Origin of the sequence: Propionicimonas sp. (assembly GCF_047606205.1) — a bacterium.
In the GTDB taxonomy this organism is placed as follows: Bacteria; Actinomycetota; Actinomycetes; order Propionibacteriales; family Propionibacteriaceae; genus Propionicimonas.
The window spans coordinates 1-18,191 of record NZ_JASGES010000157.1 but is presented as its reverse complement, the minus strand read 5'-3'; the positions used below and the strand labels follow the sequence as shown (position 1 = coordinate 18,191).

Below are 18,191 nucleotides of genomic sequence, written 5' to 3'. Positions count from 1 at the left end.
GCCGGTGCCGGGCCCAGCGCGGTCCAGAACCGGGACCTGCCGCCGAGGGCGGCGAAGGTGATCGCCGCGACCGCCGCGGGCCCGCCCGCGGCGAGCCACGTCCGCCGCGCGACGGCCTTCTCGTTGGGGGCGGGCAGCCGGTCGACGAGGTGCACCACGTCCAGCGTGGCCAGCCCGACGAACAGCCCGGTCGGGATCATGCGAACGCCGCGGCCTCGAGCGCGACCACGCACAGCACCATCCCGCCGGGCGCTTCCAGGATCGCCTTGCTGGTCCGGACGGCGCGGCGCCGGGCACCGAGGGCGACCAGCCGGTCGACCTCCGCAGCCAGGTCGTCGGTGATCACGTGCAGGTGCGTGCTGACCTCCGAGGCGAACTCGGCCGGCTGCAGACGCACGTCGAGGGGCAGGTCGCCGGCAGGACGCAGCGCGGTTCCCGGCTCGACCAGTTCCCGCCACGGGCCGCCGAGCAGGCACTGGGCGAAGGCCACCTCGGCGGCATAGCGCTTGTGCGGCACGTCCAGGCAGAACCGGCTCACCCTGCTGCGGTGCCCCGACTCCCAGCGCGCCACCGGCGGCACGACGGACGCCGGCTGCGAGACCAGGCAGAACGTGAAGCCGGCCGGCGATCGGAGCACCACGTAGCTGTGCCGGGACTCGTCCACGAGCACCGCGCCCGCGCGCTCGGCCGCCTCGGCGGCGGCCCAGGGGTCGGGGACGTGGACATCGAGGTGCAGCCGGGTCAGCCCGGAACCCAGGCGCTGCACCTTGAGGTACTCGTCGCCACCGGTCGGCACGAGCGTCGCGAACTCCGACGCCTCGCCGCGGAACGGCGAGATCCCGTAGCCGGTCGCAGCCCGCCAGAACGCCGTCCCCGCACCGAACTCGTCAGGGGCGAAATCGAGGAACGCGGTCAACCAGAACGGCCTGACCCCGTCCGGGGGCTGGCCAGCCATGTCAGGAGCTGGCCAGTGCCCGGCTGCGGTCCCGCGCCGCCTCCATGGCTGTCATGAACGCCGCCTTCACGCGGTGGTCCTCCAACTCGCGCAGCGCCGCCGCCGTCGTGCCGCCGGGCGAGGTGACCCGCTCGCGCAGCACCGTGGGGTGCTCGCCCGAGTCGGAGAGCAGCTTCGCGGAACCGTACATGGTCTGGACGACGAGGGTGGTGGAGATGTCCCTCGGCAGCCCGAGCATGACCCCGGCGTCGATCATCGCCTCCACGACGAAGAACAGGTAGGCCGGGCCGGAGCCGGAGATCGCGGTGACCGCGTCCTGGTACTTCTCCGGAACGGTGACCGCCTTGCCCACGGCCGTCATCAGCCCGGTGACGTGCTCCAGGTGCGCGGTCGTCGCGGCCGAACCGGCAGAAATGGCGGCCATCCCCTCGTCGACCTGCGCCGGCGTGTTCGGCATCACCCGTACGACCGGGGTGCCCTCGGGCATCGACTCCTCGATCCGGGCCGTGCCCAGGCCTGCGCACAGCGACACCACGAGAGTGCCGGGACGGATCGCACCGGCCACCACCGGCAGCACCTCGCCGGCGTCCTGCGGCTTGACCACGACCACGACGGTGTCGGCGCCGGCCGCGGCCTGTGCCGTCCCCGCGACCCGGATGCCGTGACGCTGCTCCATCTCGGCCAGCCGAGGGGCGTGCCGGTCCGCCGCGGTGATGTCCTGCGGCGCCCAGCCGGCACGCAGCAGGCCGGCGATGAGGGTCTCCCCCATCACCCCGGCACCGATCACGGCGAGCTTCATCGCCCGGCCACCACCACTTCGGCGATCTGGACGGCGTTCAGCGCCGCGCCCTTGCGCAGGTTGTCGTTCGAGACGAACAGGACCAGCCCCCGTCCGCCCGGCACCGACTGGTCGGAGCGGATCCGGCCGACGTAGCTCGGGTCGGTACCCGCCGCCTGGCGCGGGTTCGGCACGTCGACGAGCTGGACGCCCGGGGCCGTGGCGAGCAGGCCGGTGGCCCTGGTCACGCTGATCTCCTCGGCGAACTCCGCGTGGATGCTCAGCGAGTGCCCGGTGAAGACGGGGACGCGCACGCAGGTGCCGGCGACCAGCAGGTCCGGAATGTGCAGGATCTTGCGCGACTCGTTGCGCAGCTTCTGCTCCTCGTCGGTCTCGAGCAGGCCGTCGTCGACGATCGATCCGGCCAGCGGCACGACGTTGAACGCGATCGGCCTCACGTACGGGGTCGGGTCGCCGGCGGGGACCGCCGCGCCGTCGAGGGCGAGCTGGGCGGCGTCGTGCGTGACCGCGTCCGCCGCCTGGTTGGCGAGCGCCTGGACGCCCTTGATGCCCGAGCCGGAGACGGCCTGGTAGGTCGCGACGACCAGTCGCTGCAGGCCCGCCGCGTCGTGCAGCGGCTTCAGCACCGGCATCGCGGCCATCGTCGTGCAGTTCGGGTTGGCGATGATGCCCTTCGGAGGGTTGGCCGCGTCCTCGGGGTTCACCTCGGAGACGACCAGGGGCACCTCGGGGTCCTTGCGCCAGGCCGAGGAGTTGTCGATCACGATCGCCCCGGCCGCGGCCACCAGCGGCGCGAACTCGCGCGACATCGTCGCCCCTGCCGAGAACAGGGCGAGGTCGAGGCCGGCGAAGTCGGCGCTGGCGGTGTCCTCCACGATCACCTCGCCGCCGCCCCAGGCCAGCGCCTGCCCGGCCGACCGGGCGGAGGAGAAGAACCGGATGTCATCGACAGGGAACTGACGCTCGGCGAGCAGCGTCCGCATGACGCCCCCGACCTGACCCGTCGCCCCGAACACACCAACACGCATGGACAGCAGCCTACCGAAGGCGGTCCGCGTGGAGTCCTCGCCGTCCCACCGGCACCCCGGGCCCCGCCTCAGTTTAGCCAGCCGAGGTAGGGCGCGGCCAGCGAGTAGCCGACGAAGGCGACGAGGTCGATCAGGAAGTGGGTGACCACCAGCGGGCCCACGCGTTTCACCCTCAGGTAGACCAGCCCGAACACCAGCCCCATCACGATGTTGCCGACGAAGCCGCCGAAACCCTGGTAGAGGTGGTAGCTGCCGCGCACCAGCGCCGACGACGCCACGACGATCCAGACCGGCCAGGCGAGCTGCCGGGCGCGGGTGAACCAGAAGCCGATCATCACGACCTCTTCGAGGACGGCGTTCATCGCCGCCAGCCCGACCAGCACCGGCACCGTCCACCAGTTCTCCGACAGGTTGGCGGGCGAGACGGAGGTGTTGAAGCCCAGTGCCCTGGCTGCCAGATAGAAGGCGAGGCCGGGGACGCCGATGCCCGCGGCGAGCGCGAACCCCCAGCCGAGGTCGAACCGCGGCCTGCCCAGGTCGAAGCCGATCGCCCTGCGGTCCCCGGTGCGCTGCAGGAGGTACAACGCGAGCAGTGCGGGAACCAGCGGGAGGACGATCGCCGCCACCTGGTAGGCCAGGTCGAGCCAGGGGCGGTCCGGCACCACCGAGCTGTTGATGGTGGTGGTCTGCTGGTTCAGCGGGACGTTGCGGGTGAGCTTCTCGATGATCGAGAGCACCGAGTAGATCGCCGACTGCCCCAGCGACACCCCCAGGACCAGGAGCAGTTCGACGCCCGGACGCACCCTGCCCGGGTCAGGCAGCACCGCCTCCGCGACACCGGGGGCCGGGGACGGCTCGGCCATCAGCCGTGCGGTTCGGCGGGGACGGCCAGGTGCGCGCGGGTGAAGGCCAGGCTCGCAGCGAGCGCTTCGGCACGTTGGGCTCGGGAGAGGCCACGGGTCTTCACCTCGACGCTGACGTGACCGGTGTAGCCCGTCGCGGCGAGCTCGGCGAGCACTCCGGCCGCGTCCTGGTCCCCCTCGCCCGGCAGGAGGTGCTCGTCCGCGACACCGTCGGTGCCGTCGGTGAGGTGGACGTGCCGCAGCCGCTCGCCCCAGTCCCTGACCAGTTGCAGGGACGACAGCCGCGACGTCGCCGCGTGCGAGAGGTCGAGGGTGAGGTGGTCGACGTCCAGCGCCGCACAGTCCCAGCTCGGCGAGTAGGCGCGCACCTCTCCCCCGCCCGGCCCGCGCCAGGGGAACATGTTCTCGACGGCGAAGGTGAGCCCGGTCGTCTCCTCGAGCCGGCGGATCCCGTCGGTGAAGCCGGAGGCATAGCTGCGCTGCCAGCGGAACGGCGGGTGCACCACGACGACGTCGGCGCCCAACTGGTGGGCGGCCATCGCCGCGCGGTCGAGCTTCTCCCACGGGTCCGGTCCCCAGACGCGCTGGGTCAGGAGCAGGGTCGGGGCGTGGATCGCGAGGACGGGCACCTCGTGGTACTCGCTCAGCCTGGCGACGGAGTCCACGTCGGCGGAGGCCGGGTCGACGCCCACCATGATCTCGATGCCGTCGTAGCCCAGATCGCGGGTGAGCGCGAACCCGGCGGCCGTCGACTCCGGATAGACCGACGATGTCGAGAGCACCACCCGGGGGGCGACAGCTGGTTGTGGCGGCACGGCACCATGGTAGGCGACAGCTTCCGGGGCCCGGCAGTGCGCAGTCGCCCGGACCCGGCCCGATTCGCGTCCGTTACACGAGATCGCCACAATGGGGGTCATGCATGTCGATCATCTGACCTTCGCGGTCGGGTCGGCCGGTCTCAAGTCGGAGTCCGACCGGCTCGGAACGCTCCTCGGTGAGCGGTTCCGCGACGGCGGGTTCCACCCCAGGTTCGGCACCCGCAACCACATCCTTCCCCTGGCCGACGAGCGCTACCTGGAGGTCGTCGAGGTGCTGGAGCACCCGGCCGCCGAGAAGGCGCCGTTCGGGCAGGCCGTCCGGGCCCGCTCGGAGACGGGCGGTGGCTGGCTCGGCTGGGTCGTGTCCGTGGACGACCTCGCCCCGTACGAGAAGCGGCTCGAGCGCGAGGCCGTCCGCGGCTCTCGCCATTTCCCCGACGGGCGACTGCTCGAATGGGAGCAGATCGGCGTCAAGGGCCTGATCAGCGATCCGCAATTGCCGTACTTCATCAAGTGGGAGTCCGATCCGACGGTGCTGCCCAGCGCCCTGCACGGGGACATCCACCTGGACCGCCTCGAGATCGCCGGCACCCGTTCCCGCGTCGAGGACTGGCTCGGAATCGACCTCGGCGAGGTGTTCGACGGCGTGAAGCTGAAGTTCAGTTCGGAGTACGGCCAGCCCGGCCTGCTCTCGGCGACGTTCGCCACCCCCCGGGGCAAGGTCAAGATCTGATCGGACGTCGCCGTCCCGCGGTGAGTGTCGGAGGCGACGCCTAGGTTGTCGCCATGGCCAGGAACACCGCAGACCCCTATCGCTGCTCCGAGTGCGGGTGGACGACGCCCCGCTGGGTCGGCCGGTGCGGGGAGTGCCAGGCGTGGGGCAGCGTCGCGCAGTCCGCGACGACGGCGGCACGGGTGACCTCGGCCGCACCGACCGAGCCGGCGGTGCCGATCGGCCAGGTGCCGCTCGACTCCGCGCGGTCGATTCCGACCCGGATCGCAGAGCTCGACCGCGTCCTCGGTACCGGCATCACCCCCGGCGCGGTCGTGCTGCTGGCCGGCGAGCCGGGCGTGGGCAAGTCCACCCTGCTGCTGGAGGTCGCCAACCGTTGGGCGCGGACCGGGCGCCGCACCCTCTACATCAGCGCGGAGGAGTCCGCGGCCCAGGTGCGGCTCCGGGCGGAGCGCACCTCCGCCGTCGTGGAGGGCCTGTACCTCGCCGCCGAGGAAGACCTCGGCACCGTCCTGGGCCATGTCGAGCAGCTCGCCCCCGAGCTCCTGGTGCTCGACTCGGTGCAGGCCGTCCAGGTTCCGGGCACGAGCTCCGCGGCCGGTGGGGTCGCCCAGGTGAAAGAGGTCACCACCGCGCTGGTCCGGGTGGCCAAGCAGCGGTCGATGCCGGTGATGCTCATCGGCCACGTCACCAAGGACGGCAGCGTCGCCGGTCCGCGCACGCTCGAGCACCTGGTCGACGTCGTGCTGTCGTTCGAGGGCGACCGCGGCAGCGGCTTCCGCATCCTGCGGGCCAGCAAGAACCGCTTCGGCCCGGCGGACGAGGTGGGCTGCTTCGAGATGGTGGAGTCGGGGATCCGCGAGGTGAGCGATCCGAGCGGGCTGTTCACCTCTCGCCACGCCGAGCCGACGCCGGGCACCTGCCTGACCATCTCCCTGGCCGGGCGCCGTCCGCTGCTGACCGAGGTGCAGGCGCTGGTCGCGCCGAGCGCCGCGCCGGTGCCACGGCGGGTCACCCACGGTGTCGAGGGGAGCCGGGTCGCGATGGTGCTGGCCGTGCTCCAGCGTCGCGCCGGCCTCCGCCTGCACTCCCGCGAGGTCTACGTCTCGACCGTCGGCGGGGCCCGGATCAGCGATCCCGCCACAGATCTGGCCACCGCCATCGCCGTCGCCTCCGCGGCGGAGGATCGCGCCTTCGCCCGGCCGGTGGTCGCCCTCGGCGAGGTCGGGCTGTCCGGGGAGCTCCGGCGCGTTCCCGGCATCGACCGGCGCCTGGCGGAGGCGGCCCGGCTCGGCTTCGAGATCGCCCTCGTCCCCTCCGGCAGCTCGGCGAAGGTACGCGACCTGCGAGTGGTCGAGGTCGCCAGCGTCGCCGGGGCGCTGGACGCCCTGCAGCTGCGCAGGAAGCAGCGTCAGGACGACGAGGGGCGCACCCGGCCGCGGTTCACGGTCGTGGACGGCGGCCGGGACGCCGCCGAGCCGTCGGCCTGACCTCCCCGGCCGGACTCAGCCGGCCTTGGTGACGACGAACACCTGGCGAGCCTTGGCATCCTCGGCGAAGGCGGCGTTCGCGACGTAGGTGCCCGCCCCGAGCACGGCCTTCGACGTCTTGCACCCGCTCGACGAGCGCGCCACCGGCCAGGCGATCGTGAACTCGTAGGACGCGCCCGCCTTCAGCTTCTCCGATGCGGCCGGAACCCACTTCGTGCAGTCGTCGGTCGTCCAGATCCGGTCGGACCCGCTGACGACGGTCAGGCTGAACGTCGACGCCTTCACCGTCAGCACGCAGGTGGCGTCACCCCGGTTGGTGATGCTGAGCGTGAACGACTGCTTCCCGTCCTGGGCGACCTTCTGGTAGCCGGCCAGCGCGAGGTCGGCGTTGCTGGCGTCACAGGCGAGCGGGCCGGTCGGGGTCGGCGACGCGGACGGGCTGGCCGAGTCCGTCGGATCGGCGGACGGGGTGGTGACGGCCGGCGTGACCGATGCGGATGCGGGTTGCGCGGTGACGACCGGCTCCTGCTGGGGACGGAAGACGAAGGCGAGCGCTGCGACGACGAGGACGACGGCGAGCACCACGGCACCGCGTCGCGCCCAGTAGACGCCCGGTGGCTGGGAGCCGACCGGATGGAGCAGCGAACCCATGCCCTCAGGCTAGGTCGAGGTGGCCGGCGGCCGGTCGCACCACGCCGGGCGAGGGTCCCGGTTGCCCACCGGGTAGCGTGGGGGGTCAGACCAGCACGAGCACTCGCGGAGGCCCACGAATGACCGACCACCACGCCGGCCCGACGGACACCGGTGCGGCCGACCCGACGATCCCTCTCGTGCCGGACGCAGGGTTCGCCCAGCCCGCCCAGCCTCCGTTCGACGAGACCCTGGTCGACCCGCTCGGCCAGGCCACGAACCCGTGGGCGTCCGGCCCGGGGCTGAGCACCGCCGGCTCCACCGCCCTCACCCCGCCGATCATGCCGCAGGGCCCGGGCGCCGCACCGCCCATCCCCGCGCCGAGCTATCCCGCCCCGCAGCACTACGACATCTACCCGGAGCCGCAGGCGCCGGCGTACCCGCCCACGGCGCCCTACCCGCCCACGGCGCCCTACCAGACCTACGCGCCGGCCAGCTCACCGAACCAGCAGTGGCCCGCGATCTCCGACCCGGTCGCCTACGACTACGGCTACAGCCTCGCGCCGGCGCGTTCCACCCACCCGAACGCCGCGACCTCGATGGTCCTGGGCATCCTCGGCGTCACCGTGTTCGCTCCGCTCGCCCCGGTCGCCTGGTACCTGGCGGCCAAGGGGCGCCGGGAGACGGCCGCCGATCCCTACCGCTGGCAGCCGAGCGGGATGCTCACCGCCGGGATGGTGCTCGGCATCATCGGGACGGCGCTGATCGCCCTGTTCATGCTGTTCATGCTGTTCGTGGTGATGGTGGCGTTCCGGAGCTACTGATCCGCCGGCTCAGGTGGTCTGGTCGAGCGCCGCGGTCGTCTCCGGGAGCGGCGCCTTGGCGACACCCTCGAAGGTGAACGGGGTCTCGGATCCCTCCGGGGCCACATCGACCACGACGATCTCGCCGGGGTGGATGTCCGCGAAAAGGATCTTCTCGGCCAGCACGTCCTCGATGTCCCGCTGGATCGCCCTGCGCAGCGGACGGGCGCCCAGCACCGGGTCGAAGCCGCGTTTGGCGATCAGCGCCTTCGCCGCCGGCGTCAGCTCGATGCCCATGTCCCGGTCCCGCAGCCGCACCTCGATCTCGGAAACCATCAGGTCGACGATGTGCTCGATGTCGGAACTGGTGAGCTGGTGGAACACCACGATCTCGTCGACGCGATTCAGGAATTCCGGACGGAAGTGCTGCTTCAGCTCGTCCGAGACCTTGGCCTTCATCTTTTCGTAGCTGCCGGCCTCGTCGGAGGACTGGCTGAAGCCGAGGTTCACCGACTTGGAAATGTCGCGCGTACCGAGGTTGGTGGTCATCACGATCACGGTGTTCTTGAAGTCCACCACACGGCCCTGCGCATCGGTCAACCGGCCCTCGTCGAGGATCTGCAACAGCGAGTTGAAGATGTCCGGGTGCGCCTTTTCGATCTCGTCGAACAGCACGACACTGAACGGCTTCCGGCGCACCTTCTCGGTGAGCTGGCCGCCCTCCTCGTAGCCGACGTAACCGGGCGGGGACCCGAACATCCGCGACGCCGTGTGCTTCTCGGAGTACTCGCTCATGTCGAGCGTGATCAGGGCGTCCTCGTCACCGAACAGGAACTCGGTGAGCGCCTTGGTCAGCTCGGTCTTGCCGACGCCGGACGGACCGGCGAAGATGAACGAACCACTGGGCCGCTTGGGATCCTTCAGGCCGGCGCGGGTACGGCGGATCGACCGGGACAGCGCCTTCACGGCGTCGTACTGGCCGATGTAGCGCTTGCCGATCTCCTCCTCCATCCGCATCAGCCGCGAGGACTCCTCCTCGGTGAGCTTGAAGACGGGGATGCCCGTGGAGCTGGACAGCACCTCGGCGATCGCCTCCTCGTCGACCTCCGCCGGCACGTCGGAGTCGCCGACCTTCCAGGCCTCCTCCTTCTCCGCCCGCGCGATGGTGAGCTTGCGCTCGTCGTCGCGCAGCCGGGCGGCCAGCTCGAAGTCCTGGGCGTCGATCGCTGCCTCCTTCTGCAGCCGGACGGCGGCGATCCGCTCGTCGAACTCGCGCAGGTCGGGCGGAGCGGTCATCCGCCGGATCCGGAGCCGGGCGCCCGCCTCGTCGATCAGGTCGATCGCCTTGTCGGGCAGGAACCGGTCGGAGATGTACCGGTCGGCCATCTGCGCCGCGGCGGTCAGCGCCCCGTCGGTGATGGTGATCCGGTGGTGCGCCTCGTACCGGTCACGCAGACCCCGCAGGATGTCGATCGTCAACGCGATCGACGGCTCCGCGACCTGGATCGGCTGGAACCTGCGCTCCAGCGCTGCGTCCTTCTCGATGTACTTGCGGTACTCGTCGAGGGTGGTCGCCCCGATCGTCTGCAGCTCGCCGCGGGCCAGCATCGGCTTCAGGATGGACGCGGCGTCGATCGCACCCTCGGCGGCGCCCGCGCCGACCAGGGTGTGGATCTCGTCGATGAACAGGACCACGTCGCCGCGGGTCTTGATCTCCTTCAGCACCTTCTTCAGGCGCTCCTCGAAGTCGCCGCGGTACCGCGAGCCGGCGACGAGGGCGCCCAGGTCGAGGGTGTAGATCTGCTTGTCGCGCAGGGTCTCGGGGACGTCTCCGCGGACGATCGCCTGGGAGAGCCCCTCGACGACGGCGGTCTTGCCGACACCGGGCTCGCCGATCAGGACCGGGTTGTTCTTGGTGCGACGCGACAGCACCGTCATCACCCGCTCGATCTCCTTCTCGCGCCCGATCACCGGGTCGAGCTTGTTCTCCCGCGCCGCCTGGGTGAGGTTGCGCCCGAACTGGTCGAGGATCGTCGCCGCGGCCTGGGCCTGCCCGGACTCCGGCGCCCCGGCGGTCGCCGCCTCCTTGCCCTGGTAGCCGCTGAGCAGCTGCAGGACCTGGTTGCGGACCCGGTTCAGGTCGGCGCCGAGCTTGATCAGCACCTGGGCGGCCACGCCCTCACCCTCGCGGATCAGGCCGAGCAGGATGTGCTCGGTGCCGATGTAGGGGTGGTTGATCTGCAGCGCCTCGCGCATCGAGAACTCCAGAACCTTCTTCGCCCTGGGCGTGAACGGGATGTGCCCGGTCGGGGCCTGCTGGCCCTGGCCGATGATCTCCTCGACCTGTTCGCGCACCGCCTCCAGGGAGATCCCCAGCGACTCCAGCGCCTTCGCAGCGACACCCTCGCCCTCGTGGATGAGGCCCAGCAGCAGGTGCTCGGTGCCGATGTAGTTGTGGTTGAGCATGCGCGCCTCATCCTGGGCGAGCACGATCACTCGCCTGGCGCGGTCGGTGAACCGATCGAACATGCGGGGAACTCCTAACCTCCGACGGCTGCGTCCACGTCTCCGGCGGACCCGGAACACGACGAGCGCGCCTTCAGCTTAGTCAACGCCACCCCCCAGCCATCCCTTCCGCTGTTCGCCCCCGGCTCAATCGGCGGCGCCGGACGCAGTACGCCCCCGGGTCCTGGGCGGACACCGGGGGCGGAAGGGTGGCTGCGACGTCGGCGGTGTGCTCAGCTGTGCGCGCGCTCGTACGCCTCGCGCACCTCGGCGGAGACCCGACCGCGGGAGGACACCTGCATGCCCTCGGCCGCCGCCCACGCGCGGATGTCGGTGGCGGCGGTACCACTGGACTTGCGGCGCGAGGCGGTGGTCCTGCGCGATGAACTGCGATCCCGTTCACCGGCGGCGATGTACGGCGCGAACGCGTCGCGGAGCTTCTTCGCGTTGGCGCTGGACAGGTCGATTGAGTAGTTGATTCCGTCCAGTGCGAATGCGATCGTCTCGGCAGCCTCGCTGCCATCGATGTCGTCGGTGTGGATCACCTGAACACGCTTGGCCATGTTGGTCCTTTCAATGTCGTCGTCGCAGCGCGACAGTATTGGCTCCCCAATGACTAGGAAGCATATACCCGGGTAGTCGGTCGGCAAACCCCGCGAGTTCTTTCGCAATAACGTGCGCCGCGATTGATGCGGCGGCCATCAGCGCGGCCGGGCGGGGATAATCCTCCGGGCGCAGGAATCGGGCGGCCCGCGGTCGAACAGTGCCTCAGCACTATTGCACAGCGGGAACCGCCCGATTCGGTGCGATCAGGTCAGGCGTGCCGGCGTTCCTCGACCCGCTGGACGGGCGGGTTCGCGAGTGCCTGCAGCACGACGACGGTCGGGGCGCCGTCCCCGTCCCACAGGTCGACGCCGTCGCCGCGTCCGGAGACCCGGCGGGGCAGCGCCAGCACCTCGGCTTCCGCAGCCGCCCTGTGCTCGGCCAGCTCGACCTGGAGAGCTGCCTTGTCGCCGCGCAACTGGGCGGTCTCCTGGGACAACCGGGCGGCCTCGGCCCGGGACGTGTTCAGCTTGCTGCGGAGATCGCCGTTGCGACCCTGCAGCACCTGAAGGAGCCGAACGTGCTGAAGCCGTTCAGCGTGCAGTTTCTCCCCCACCCGCCGGGCATCGGCGGCCTGCTGGGCCATCATCGTGGTTCGGGTGACCCGGACTTCGCGCCAGGCGAAGCCGCAGGCCACGATGCCGCCGATCACGGCGACCGCGACACCCGCACGGGCCAACCAGACCCCTCCGAATGCTGCGGCAACTGCGATGACGGCCGATGAGAGCAACGAGAGCCACGCGTAACGGCGCAGCGGGGAAGGATTCGCTTTTCTCGGTGTGACGGCGGTACTCACGTCGAGGAGTCTAGTCAGCAGCGTCCTGACTTCCCGGAACCGCGGGCGGCGTGGCGTCCTCCTCCGGGTGACGCGGAATTCTGCAGGAACGCTCCAGAAAGGCCCCGGCGACCGCCAGCGCCGCGCTGGCGACCATCGCGACCACGGGACCGAGCAGCCGTTCCCTGGGCAGGTTCCACTGCAGCCGCAGGGCGAGGAAGACCGAGATCGCCGCGTAGGCACCGGCCAGCGCCGCGCCGGCGACCAGGCACGTCCTGCCGAGCACCAGCAGTGCGACCGCGCGGCCCGGCGCGATCGGCAGCCGCTGCACCTGTACCGTCCGGTGCGTCCGCCACGCCTGCAGGGCCACGCCGGCCGCCATCAGCGCGATCACGACAGCCACCAGGACCGGCAACTGGGGGATGTCGCCGGTGAACCTGTCGAGTGCGGAGAACAAGGACCAGCCCAGGCCGGCGCCCACCACGACCGCGACTCCTACGGACTGCCAGCCGATCGGCGCGACGGTACCGGTCGGCTCCCCACGCCCGGGCATCATTCCACCCGCAGGTCGGTGCGCCGCACCCCGGAGGCGTCCAGGCCGGCGACCAGATCGGCCACGCGGCCGTGCCCGACCAGGACGGCGTCCGGGTCCACCTCCAGCCACGGCACGAGCACGAAGGCACGCTCGTGGGCGCGAGGGTGCGGCAGGGTCAGGTCTTTTCCGTCGAGCACCCTGTCGCCGACCGCGATCAGGTCCACGTCCACCGTCCGCGGCCCCCAGTGGACGGTGCGGACGCGCGCGTACGCGTCCTCGATCGCCAGCGCCCGCTCCAGCATCACGATGGAGGCGAGGGTCGACTCGGTGACGACGACGAGGTTGAGGAAGTCGGGCTGGTCGGCCAGCCCGACCGGCGTGGTCTCGTAGACCGACGAGATGCCGGTGATCCTGAGGCCCGGCGTGGCCCGCAGGGCGTTGGTCGCGCCCTGCAGGTACTCGAGGCGGTCGCCGAGGTTGGACCCGAGCGAGAACGTGGCGACCCGCAGCGGTGCCATCCCGGACAGGGTGTCGACGTCGATGGAGCCGTTCACGACGCCCTCCTCGTGATCGTCACGGCGACGTCGGCGACCGGGACGGGCAGCGGGGCCTGCGGCTTGTGCACCGTGACCTCCACCTCGGCGATCCGCGGGTCGGCCAGGCAGGTCCGGCTGATCCGCTCGGCGAGGGTCTCGATCAGGTCGACCGGGTCGCCGGTCGCTGCGGCCGCCACCCGCGACGCCAACCCGGCGTAGTCGACGGTGGTGGCCAGATCGTCGCTGGCCGGCCGCGGCCGCAGGCTGCAGACCAGGTCGATCACGAAGCGCTGCGGCGCCAGCTTCTCCTCGGCATAGACCCCGTGGACAGCGTCCACCTCGAGCCCGGTCAGCCGGATCCGGTCAGCGGGCGCGGTCGGGCCGGACCCGTGCGGCATCGGGGCGTCGTGCGACATCCGGGCACCTCCTCTGCGCCGACCCTACCCTGCGCCGAAGCCCTCCCGGGCACCGAGGCGGAGGGCGGCGGCGATGGCGTCCCGGTGCGGGCGCGCGGTGTGCGTCCGCACCCCCCAGACGTGCTGCGCCGCGGCGAGGGCGGTGATCGCGACCCCCGCGTCCTCCCTCTCGCGGACGGGACGCGGCCCGTCCTCGCCGGCGAGGAGCTCACCGAGGAAACGCTTGCGGGAGGCGCCGATCAGCAGTGGCCGGCCGAGCGCTGCCAACGCGTCCAGCCGACGCAGCAGCGCCCAGTTGTGTTCGGCGGTCTTGGCGAAACCGAGGCCGGGGTCGAGGATGATCCGCTCCTTCTCGACGCCGGCGGCAAGAGCGGCGGCCAGCCGGTCCGCCAGTTCGGCGCAGACCTCCGCCACGACGTCGGCATAGGTGGCGAGGTCGGCCATCCGGTCGGAGTGCCCACGCCAGTGCATGGCCACGTAGCCGGCGTCCACGCCGGCGACCGCGGCCAGCATGTCCGGATCGGCCAGGCCACCGGAGACGTCGTTCACCAGGACGGCGCCGGCAGCGACGGCGGCCATCGCCACCTCCGCCCGCATGGTGTCGACCGACACCGGCACCCCGGCGGCGGTGAGCCGCTCGACCACGGGGACGACCCGGTCGCGTTCGGTGCCCGGGTCGGCCCGGCGGGCGCCGGGACGCGTGGACTCGCCACCGACGTCGACGATGTCTGCGCCCTCGGTGTGCAGGGCCAGCCCGTGCGCGACCGCGGCCTCGACGTCGAGGTACTCCCCGCCGTCGGAGAACGAGTCCGGCGTGACGTTGAGGATGCCCATCACCAGGGTGCGATCGGGCTGCGGCAGTCTGGTCACCGCGAAAGCCTATCGAGCCCCTCGCCGGGCCAGGGATCCGCGCCGGCGACGGCCACCGTTGACGTCCAGGGCCACCGTCGGGAGAAGGGCCGGGAAGACGCGGCGGGAGACGGCTCAGCCGATGATCAGGCTCATCGCCTCCGCGCGGGTGGCGGGGTTCGCCATCACCCCGCGGACGGCGCTGGTGACCGTCTTGGCGCCGGGCTTGCGGACGCCACGCATGGTCATGCACAGGTGCTCGCACTCGATCACGACGATGACGCCCTGCGGCTGCAGGTGTTCGACGAGCGCGTCGGCGACCTCGGAGGTGAGCCGCTCCTGCACCTGGGGACGCTTCGCGTACGCGTCCACGAGCCGCGCGAGTTTGCTCAGCCCGGTGATCCGTCCCTTCGCGGGGATGTAGCCGACGTGGGCCACGCCGGTGAACGGGAGCAGATGGTGCTCGCAGGTGCTCCACACCTCGATGTCGCGCACCAGCACCATCTCGTCGTGGCCCAGGTCGAAGGTCGTCGCCAGGATCTCGGCCGGGCTCGCCTGGAGGCCGTCGAACATCTCCGCGTAGGCCCGCGCCACCCGCTGGGGAGTCTCCCGAAGGCCGTCGCGGTCGGGATCCTCGCCGACGCCGATCAGGATCTCGCGAACGGCCGCGGCCACGCGCTCGAGGTCGACAGCCACGGGTCAGCCCTCCGGCTTGTCCTGGCCCTGCTCGCCCTGGCCCCCTTGCCCGGTGTGCTCCTGCGGGTACTGGCCGTCGCCGGGGTAGGGCTGGCCGTAGGGCTGCGGGTACGGCGGCTGGGCGTAGGGCTGCGAGGAGTAGGGGCCGGGGTAGGGCTGGCCGTAGGGCTGCGGGTAGGGCGGCTGGCCGTAGGGCGGTAGCGAAGGCCCGCCGTAGGGCGGCTGCTGGCCGTAGCCGGGCTGCCCGAAGGACGGCGGCAGCTGCTGCTCCGGGCCGCCGGCGGGCACCGGAACGGGGCCCGGCTCGGGCGGCAGGACGCGCTCGGGCGGCTCCACGGGAGGGATGTCGCTCGGCTTGCGGCTGTCCGACCCGGTCCAGGCCGGACGCTTCGGCCAGCGCTTCAGCGGCTCGAAGATCTTGGCGACCTGGTCCTTGTCGAGGGTCTCCTTCTCGAACAGCTGGCGGACCAGCTCGTCCAGCACCTCGCGGTTGGTCTCGAGCACGTCGAACGCCTCCTGATGGGCGTTCGAGATCAGCTTGGACACCTCGGCGTCGACCGTGGCCGCGACGGCCTCGGAGTACTCGCGCGCGGAGCCGGCGCCGTACCCCATGCCCAGGAAGGGCTCCTGGTCGCCCGAACCGAGCTTCACCGCGCCCAGCGTCTCGGTCATGCCGTACTCGGTGACCATCGCCCTGGCCACCTTGGTCGCCTTCTCGATGTCGTTGCCCGCGCCCGTGGTCGGGTCGTGGAAGACCAGCTCCTCGGCGGCGCGCCCGCCCATCATGTAGGCGAGCTGGTCGAGCAGTTCGCCGCGGGTCTGGGAGTACTTGTCGTCGTCGGGCATCACCATCGTGTAGCCCAGAGCCCTGCCGCGCGGCAGGATCGTCACCTTCTGCACCGGGTCGGTGCCCGGCATCGCCGCCGCGACCAGGGCGTGGCCGCCCTCGTGGTAGGCGGTGATCAGCAGTTCGCGCTCGTTCATCACCCGGCTGCGCTTCTGCGGGCCGCCGATCACGCGGTCGATCGCCTCGTCCAGCTGCGGCTTGGCGATGAAGCGGAGGTTGAGGCGGGCCGTCAGCAGGGCGGCCTCGTTCAACACGTTCGCCAGGTCGGCGCCGGTGAAGCCGGGCGTCCGCTTGGCGACACTCGACAGGTCGACGTCGGGCGCCATCGGCTTGTTGGCGGCATGGACGCGCAGGATCTGCAGGCGTCCCTTCATGTCGGGGGCCTCGACGGGGATCTGCCGGTCGAAGCGGCCCGGCCGCAGCAGGGCGGGGTCGAGCACGTCCGGACGGTTGGTGGCGGCGATCAGGACCACGCCGCCGTGCACGTCGAAGCCGTCCATCTCGACCAGCAGCTGGTTCAGGGTCTGCTCGCGCTCGTCGTGGCCGCCGCCCAGGCCGGCGCCGCGATGGCGCCCGACGGCGTCGATCTCGTCGATGAACACGATCGCCGGCGCGGCCTCCTTCGCCTGTTCGAACAGGTCGCGGACGCGGGAGGCGCCGACACCGACGAACATCTCGACGAAATCGGAGCCGGAGATCGAGAAGAACGGGACGCCCGCCTCGCCGGCGACCGCCCTGGCCAGCAGCGTCTTGCCGGTGCCGGGCGGGCCGTAGAGCAGGACGCCCTTGGGGATCTTCGCCCCGACGGCGGTGAACTTCGCCGGTTCGGAGAGGAACTCGCGGATCTCCTGGAGCTCCTCGATCGCCTCCTCACAGCCCGCGACGTCACTGAACGTGGTCTTCGGGGTGTCCTTGCTGGCGAGCTTGGCCTTCGACTTGCCGAATCCGAGGACGCGGTTGCCGCCGCCCTGGACGTTGTTGAACATGACGAAGAAGAGGATGCCGATGATCAGGAACGGCAGGATGCTGAACAGGAAGGTGTTCCAGATCGAGGGCTGCGGATTCTCCCCCGACCAGCTGTCCAGGGTGCCGGCGGCCTGGCGCTGGTTGAGCCGCTCGATGATGGAGTCGACCTGGTCGCCGATCCAGTAGGAGCGCAGCTTCTGTCCGTCCTTGGTGGTGACCTTGATGGTCTGGTCGCCGTCGGTGAGGACCACTTCGGCCAGCGGGGTGTCGCTGTTGATCAGGGTGACGATCTCCGAGGTCGGCTTGTCGACGTAGCCGCTCACGTTCCCGACGGTCTCGAAGATCAGTGCGATGGCCAGGAAGCCGAGCACAATCCACAGGAGGGGGGATCGGAAGAACCCTTTTGGTTTCATTGCCTGCCTTTGTCAGCCGTCGCTGGAGCTACCAACCGACGATACCGAAGCGCGCAACCGTTCCACGCGCCCGTCCCGCCGCCGACGCCACGCTCCGCTGTAGGCGTAACCGGACCCCCGGTGCCGTCGGGTCCGGCCGGGATCAGCTGTAGACGTGCGGGGCGAGGATGCCGACGTCGGTGAGGTTGCGGTAGCGGCCCGCGTAGTCGAGGCCGTAGCCGACGACGAACTGGTTGGGCAGGTCGAAGCCGATGTACTTCACGTCGATCTCGGCCTTCATGGCGTCCGGCTTGCGGAACATCGCCATGATCTCCAGGCTCGCCGGGTTGCGGGAGGCCAGGTTCTGCATCAGGTAGGTCAGCGTGAGACCGGTGTCGATGATGTCCTCGACGACCAGGACGTGGCGCCCCTCGAGGTCGGTGGACAGGTCCTTCAGGATCCGCACCACGCCGGACGACTGGGTGCCCATGCCGTAGGAGGAGATCGCCATCCAGTCCATCGCGCAGTCGATGTGCAGCGCACGGGAGAGGTCGGCCATCACCATCACGGCGCCGTTCAGGACACCGACCAGCAGCGGGTTCAGCTCCCGGTAGTCCTGGTCGACCTGCGCGGCGATCTCGGCCAGCCGGGCCTCGATCTGCGACCTTGTGAACAGGACCTCGGAGAGGTCGCCGGCAATGTCAGTGGCATCCACGGGCGCAGAGCTTACCCCTGCGGCGACCCCGTTCCCGACCCGGCCGCCAGGGGCAGGACGTGCAGCCGCGACCCCGTCCGAGCCACCCGCAGGCCGGGCACGTCGATCCCCTTCTGGCCGTGCCAGTCGGTGACGAGGGCCGCGACGGCACGCAGGTGCGCCGCCGACAGGTCCGACCCGCCCGCCCGCCGCAGCCAGTCCCGCAGCACCCGGCCGCGGAGGGCTGCCGGCAGCCCG

General features: G+C 71.2%; 21 protein-coding genes. 3 read left to right on the top strand and 18 right to left on the bottom strand.

The window, feature by feature from the left end; genetic code table 11:
• The 6 genes from QM633_RS10020 to QM633_RS09995 all read right to left on the bottom strand — a co-directional run.
• On the bottom strand, positions 1-200 hold a 200-nt coding region (locus QM633_RS10020; RefSeq protein WP_415153615.1), incomplete at its 3' end, for a hypothetical protein.
• A complete protein-coding gene (locus QM633_RS10015; RefSeq protein WP_415153614.1) occupies positions 197-955 on the bottom strand; it encodes a VOC family protein in 759 nt (252 codons plus the stop codon). The genes QM633_RS10015 and QM633_RS10020, both read right to left, overlap by 4 nt.
• A gap of 1 nt (position 956) precedes the next feature.
• Positions 957-1,754, bottom strand: coding sequence for a pyrroline-5-carboxylate reductase (gene proC, locus QM633_RS10010; protein ID WP_415153613.1), 798 nt, complete (start codon positions 1,752-1,754; stop codon positions 957-959).
• Positions 1,751-2,782, bottom strand: a complete 1,032-nt coding sequence (locus tag QM633_RS10005) for an aspartate-semialdehyde dehydrogenase (protein WP_415153612.1) — start codon at positions 2,780-2,782, stop codon at positions 1,751-1,753. Before QM633_RS10005 ends, proC begins: the two co-directional genes overlap by 4 nt.
• 68 nt (positions 2,783-2,850) lie before the next feature.
• Complete coding sequence (locus QM633_RS10000) at positions 2,851-3,645, bottom strand: CPBP family intramembrane glutamic endopeptidase (protein ID WP_415153611.1); 795 nt, start codon at positions 3,643-3,645, stop codon at positions 2,851-2,853.
• Positions 3,645-4,460, bottom strand: coding sequence for a sugar phosphate isomerase/epimerase family protein (locus tag QM633_RS09995; protein ID WP_415153610.1), 816 nt, complete (start codon positions 4,458-4,460; stop codon positions 3,645-3,647). Before QM633_RS09995 ends, QM633_RS10000 begins: the two co-directional genes overlap by 1 nt.
• Before the next feature lie 100 nt (positions 4,461-4,560).
• On the opposite strand from QM633_RS09995, the gene QM633_RS09990 reads away from it, so the two are divergent.
• The gene (locus QM633_RS09990; RefSeq protein ID WP_415153609.1) at positions 4,561-5,196 is read left to right on the top strand and encodes a VOC family protein; all 636 of its coding nucleotides are present in this window, start codon (positions 4,561-4,563) and stop codon (positions 5,194-5,196) included.
• 53 nt (positions 5,197-5,249) lie between these two features.
• Positions 5,250-6,686 carry a DNA repair protein RadA gene (gene radA / locus QM633_RS09985; protein WP_415153608.1) on the top strand — a complete coding sequence of 479 codons (1,437 nt, stop codon included), beginning with the start codon at positions 5,250-5,252 and terminating at the stop codon, positions 6,684-6,686.
• 15 nt (positions 6,687-6,701) lie between these two features.
• Here the strand turns inward: radA and QM633_RS09980 are convergent, their stop codons facing one another.
• Positions 6,702-7,337, bottom strand: coding sequence for a hypothetical protein (locus QM633_RS09980; RefSeq protein ID WP_415153607.1), 636 nt, complete (start codon positions 7,335-7,337; stop codon positions 6,702-6,704).
• Positions 7,338-7,456: 119 nt separating this feature from the next.
• Between QM633_RS09980 and QM633_RS09975 the strand changes: the two genes are divergently transcribed.
• The gene (locus QM633_RS09975) at positions 7,457-8,140 is read left to right on the top strand and encodes a DUF4190 domain-containing protein (RefSeq protein ID WP_415153606.1); all 684 of its coding nucleotides are present in this window, start codon (positions 7,457-7,459) and stop codon (positions 8,138-8,140) included.
• A gap of 9 nt (positions 8,141-8,149) precedes the next feature.
• Here QM633_RS09975 and QM633_RS09970 read toward each other — a convergent pair whose 3' ends face one another.
• The 11 genes from QM633_RS09970 to QM633_RS09920 all read right to left on the bottom strand — a co-directional run.
• Positions 8,150-10,648, bottom strand: coding sequence for an ATP-dependent Clp protease ATP-binding subunit (locus tag QM633_RS09970; RefSeq protein ID WP_415153605.1), 2,499 nt, complete (start codon positions 10,646-10,648; stop codon positions 8,150-8,152).
• A 209-nt stretch (positions 10,649-10,857) separates the two neighbouring features.
• The gene (locus QM633_RS09965) at positions 10,858-11,187 is read right to left on the bottom strand and encodes a histone-like nucleoid-structuring protein Lsr2 (protein ID WP_415153604.1); all 330 of its coding nucleotides are present in this window, start codon (positions 11,185-11,187) and stop codon (positions 10,858-10,860) included.
• A gap of 251 nt (positions 11,188-11,438) precedes the next feature.
• The gene (locus QM633_RS09960; RefSeq protein ID WP_415153603.1) at positions 11,439-11,906 is read right to left on the bottom strand and encodes a hypothetical protein; all 468 of its coding nucleotides are present in this window, start codon (positions 11,904-11,906) and stop codon (positions 11,439-11,441) included.
• Between the two features lie 127 nt (positions 11,907-12,033).
• Positions 12,034-12,486, bottom strand: a complete 453-nt coding sequence (locus QM633_RS09955) for a DUF3180 domain-containing protein (protein ID WP_415153602.1) — start codon at positions 12,484-12,486, stop codon at positions 12,034-12,036.
• Between the two features lie 68 nt (positions 12,487-12,554).
• Entirely contained in the window at positions 12,555-13,091 is a 537-nt protein-coding gene (folK, locus tag QM633_RS09950) for a 2-amino-4-hydroxy-6-hydroxymethyldihydropteridine diphosphokinase (protein ID WP_415153601.1), read from the bottom strand.
• A complete protein-coding gene (gene folB / locus QM633_RS09945) occupies positions 13,088-13,489 on the bottom strand; it encodes a dihydroneopterin aldolase (protein ID WP_415153600.1) in 402 nt (133 codons plus the stop codon). Before folB ends, folK begins: the two co-directional genes overlap by 4 nt.
• A gap of 24 nt (positions 13,490-13,513) precedes the next feature.
• The gene (gene folP / locus QM633_RS09940) at positions 13,514-14,359 is read right to left on the bottom strand and encodes a dihydropteroate synthase (RefSeq protein ID WP_415153599.1); all 846 of its coding nucleotides are present in this window, start codon (positions 14,357-14,359) and stop codon (positions 13,514-13,516) included.
• A gap of 114 nt (positions 14,360-14,473) precedes the next feature.
• Positions 14,474-15,034, bottom strand: a complete 561-nt coding sequence (gene folE / locus QM633_RS09935) for a GTP cyclohydrolase I FolE (RefSeq protein WP_415153598.1) — start codon at positions 15,032-15,034, stop codon at positions 14,474-14,476.
• A 3-nt stretch (positions 15,035-15,037) separates the two neighbouring features.
• Positions 15,038-17,260, bottom strand: a complete 2,223-nt coding sequence (gene ftsH, locus QM633_RS09930; RefSeq protein ID WP_415153597.1) for an ATP-dependent zinc metalloprotease FtsH — start codon at positions 17,258-17,260, stop codon at positions 15,038-15,040.
• A 142-nt stretch (positions 17,261-17,402) separates the two neighbouring features.
• Positions 17,403-17,954, bottom strand: a complete 552-nt coding sequence (hpt, locus tag QM633_RS09925) for a hypoxanthine phosphoribosyltransferase (protein WP_415153596.1) — start codon at positions 17,952-17,954, stop codon at positions 17,403-17,405.
• Between the two features lie 11 nt (positions 17,955-17,965).
• Positions 17,966-18,191 (bottom strand): TilS substrate-binding domain-containing protein (locus QM633_RS09920; protein WP_415153595.1); only part of this gene is annotated, 226 nt, incomplete at its 5' end.

What these genes read in the sequence shown, in the direction of transcription:
- QM633_RS10015 (WP_415153614.1), bottom strand. Translation starts at nt 955, where the DNA reads ATGGCTGGCCAGCCCCCGGACGGGGTCAGGCCGTTCTGGTTGACCGCG.
- proC (WP_415153613.1), bottom strand. Translation starts at nt 1,754, where the DNA reads ATGAAGCTCGCCGTGATCGGTGCCGGGGTGATGGGGGAGACCCTCATC.
- QM633_RS10005 (WP_415153612.1), bottom strand. Translation starts at nt 2,782, where the DNA reads ATGCGTGTTGGTGTGTTCGGGGCGACGGGTCAGGTCGGGGGCGTCATG.
- QM633_RS10000 (WP_415153611.1), bottom strand. Translation starts at nt 3,645, where the DNA reads ATGGCCGAGCCGTCCCCGGCCCCCGGTGTCGCGGAGGCGGTGCTGCCT.
- QM633_RS09990 (WP_415153609.1), top strand. Translation starts at nt 4,561, where the DNA reads ATGCATGTCGATCATCTGACCTTCGCGGTCGGGTCGGCCGGTCTCAAG.
- radA (WP_415153608.1), top strand. Translation starts at nt 5,250, where the DNA reads ATGGCCAGGAACACCGCAGACCCCTATCGCTGCTCCGAGTGCGGGTGG.
- QM633_RS09980 (WP_415153607.1), bottom strand. Translation starts at nt 7,337, where the DNA reads ATGGGTTCGCTGCTCCATCCGGTCGGCTCCCAGCCACCGGGCGTCTAC.
- QM633_RS09975 (WP_415153606.1), top strand. Translation starts at nt 7,457, where the DNA reads ATGACCGACCACCACGCCGGCCCGACGGACACCGGTGCGGCCGACCCG.
- QM633_RS09970 (WP_415153605.1), bottom strand. Translation starts at nt 10,648, where the DNA reads ATGTTCGATCGGTTCACCGACCGCGCCAGGCGAGTGATCGTGCTCGCC.
- QM633_RS09965 (WP_415153604.1), bottom strand. Translation starts at nt 11,187, where the DNA reads ATGGCCAAGCGTGTTCAGGTGATCCACACCGACGACATCGATGGCAGC.
- folB (WP_415153600.1), bottom strand. Translation starts at nt 13,489, where the DNA reads ATGTCGCACGACGCCCCGATGCCGCACGGGTCCGGCCCGACCGCGCCC.
- ftsH (WP_415153597.1), bottom strand. Translation starts at nt 17,260, where the DNA reads ATGAAACCAAAAGGGTTCTTCCGATCCCCCCTCCTGTGGATTGTGCTC.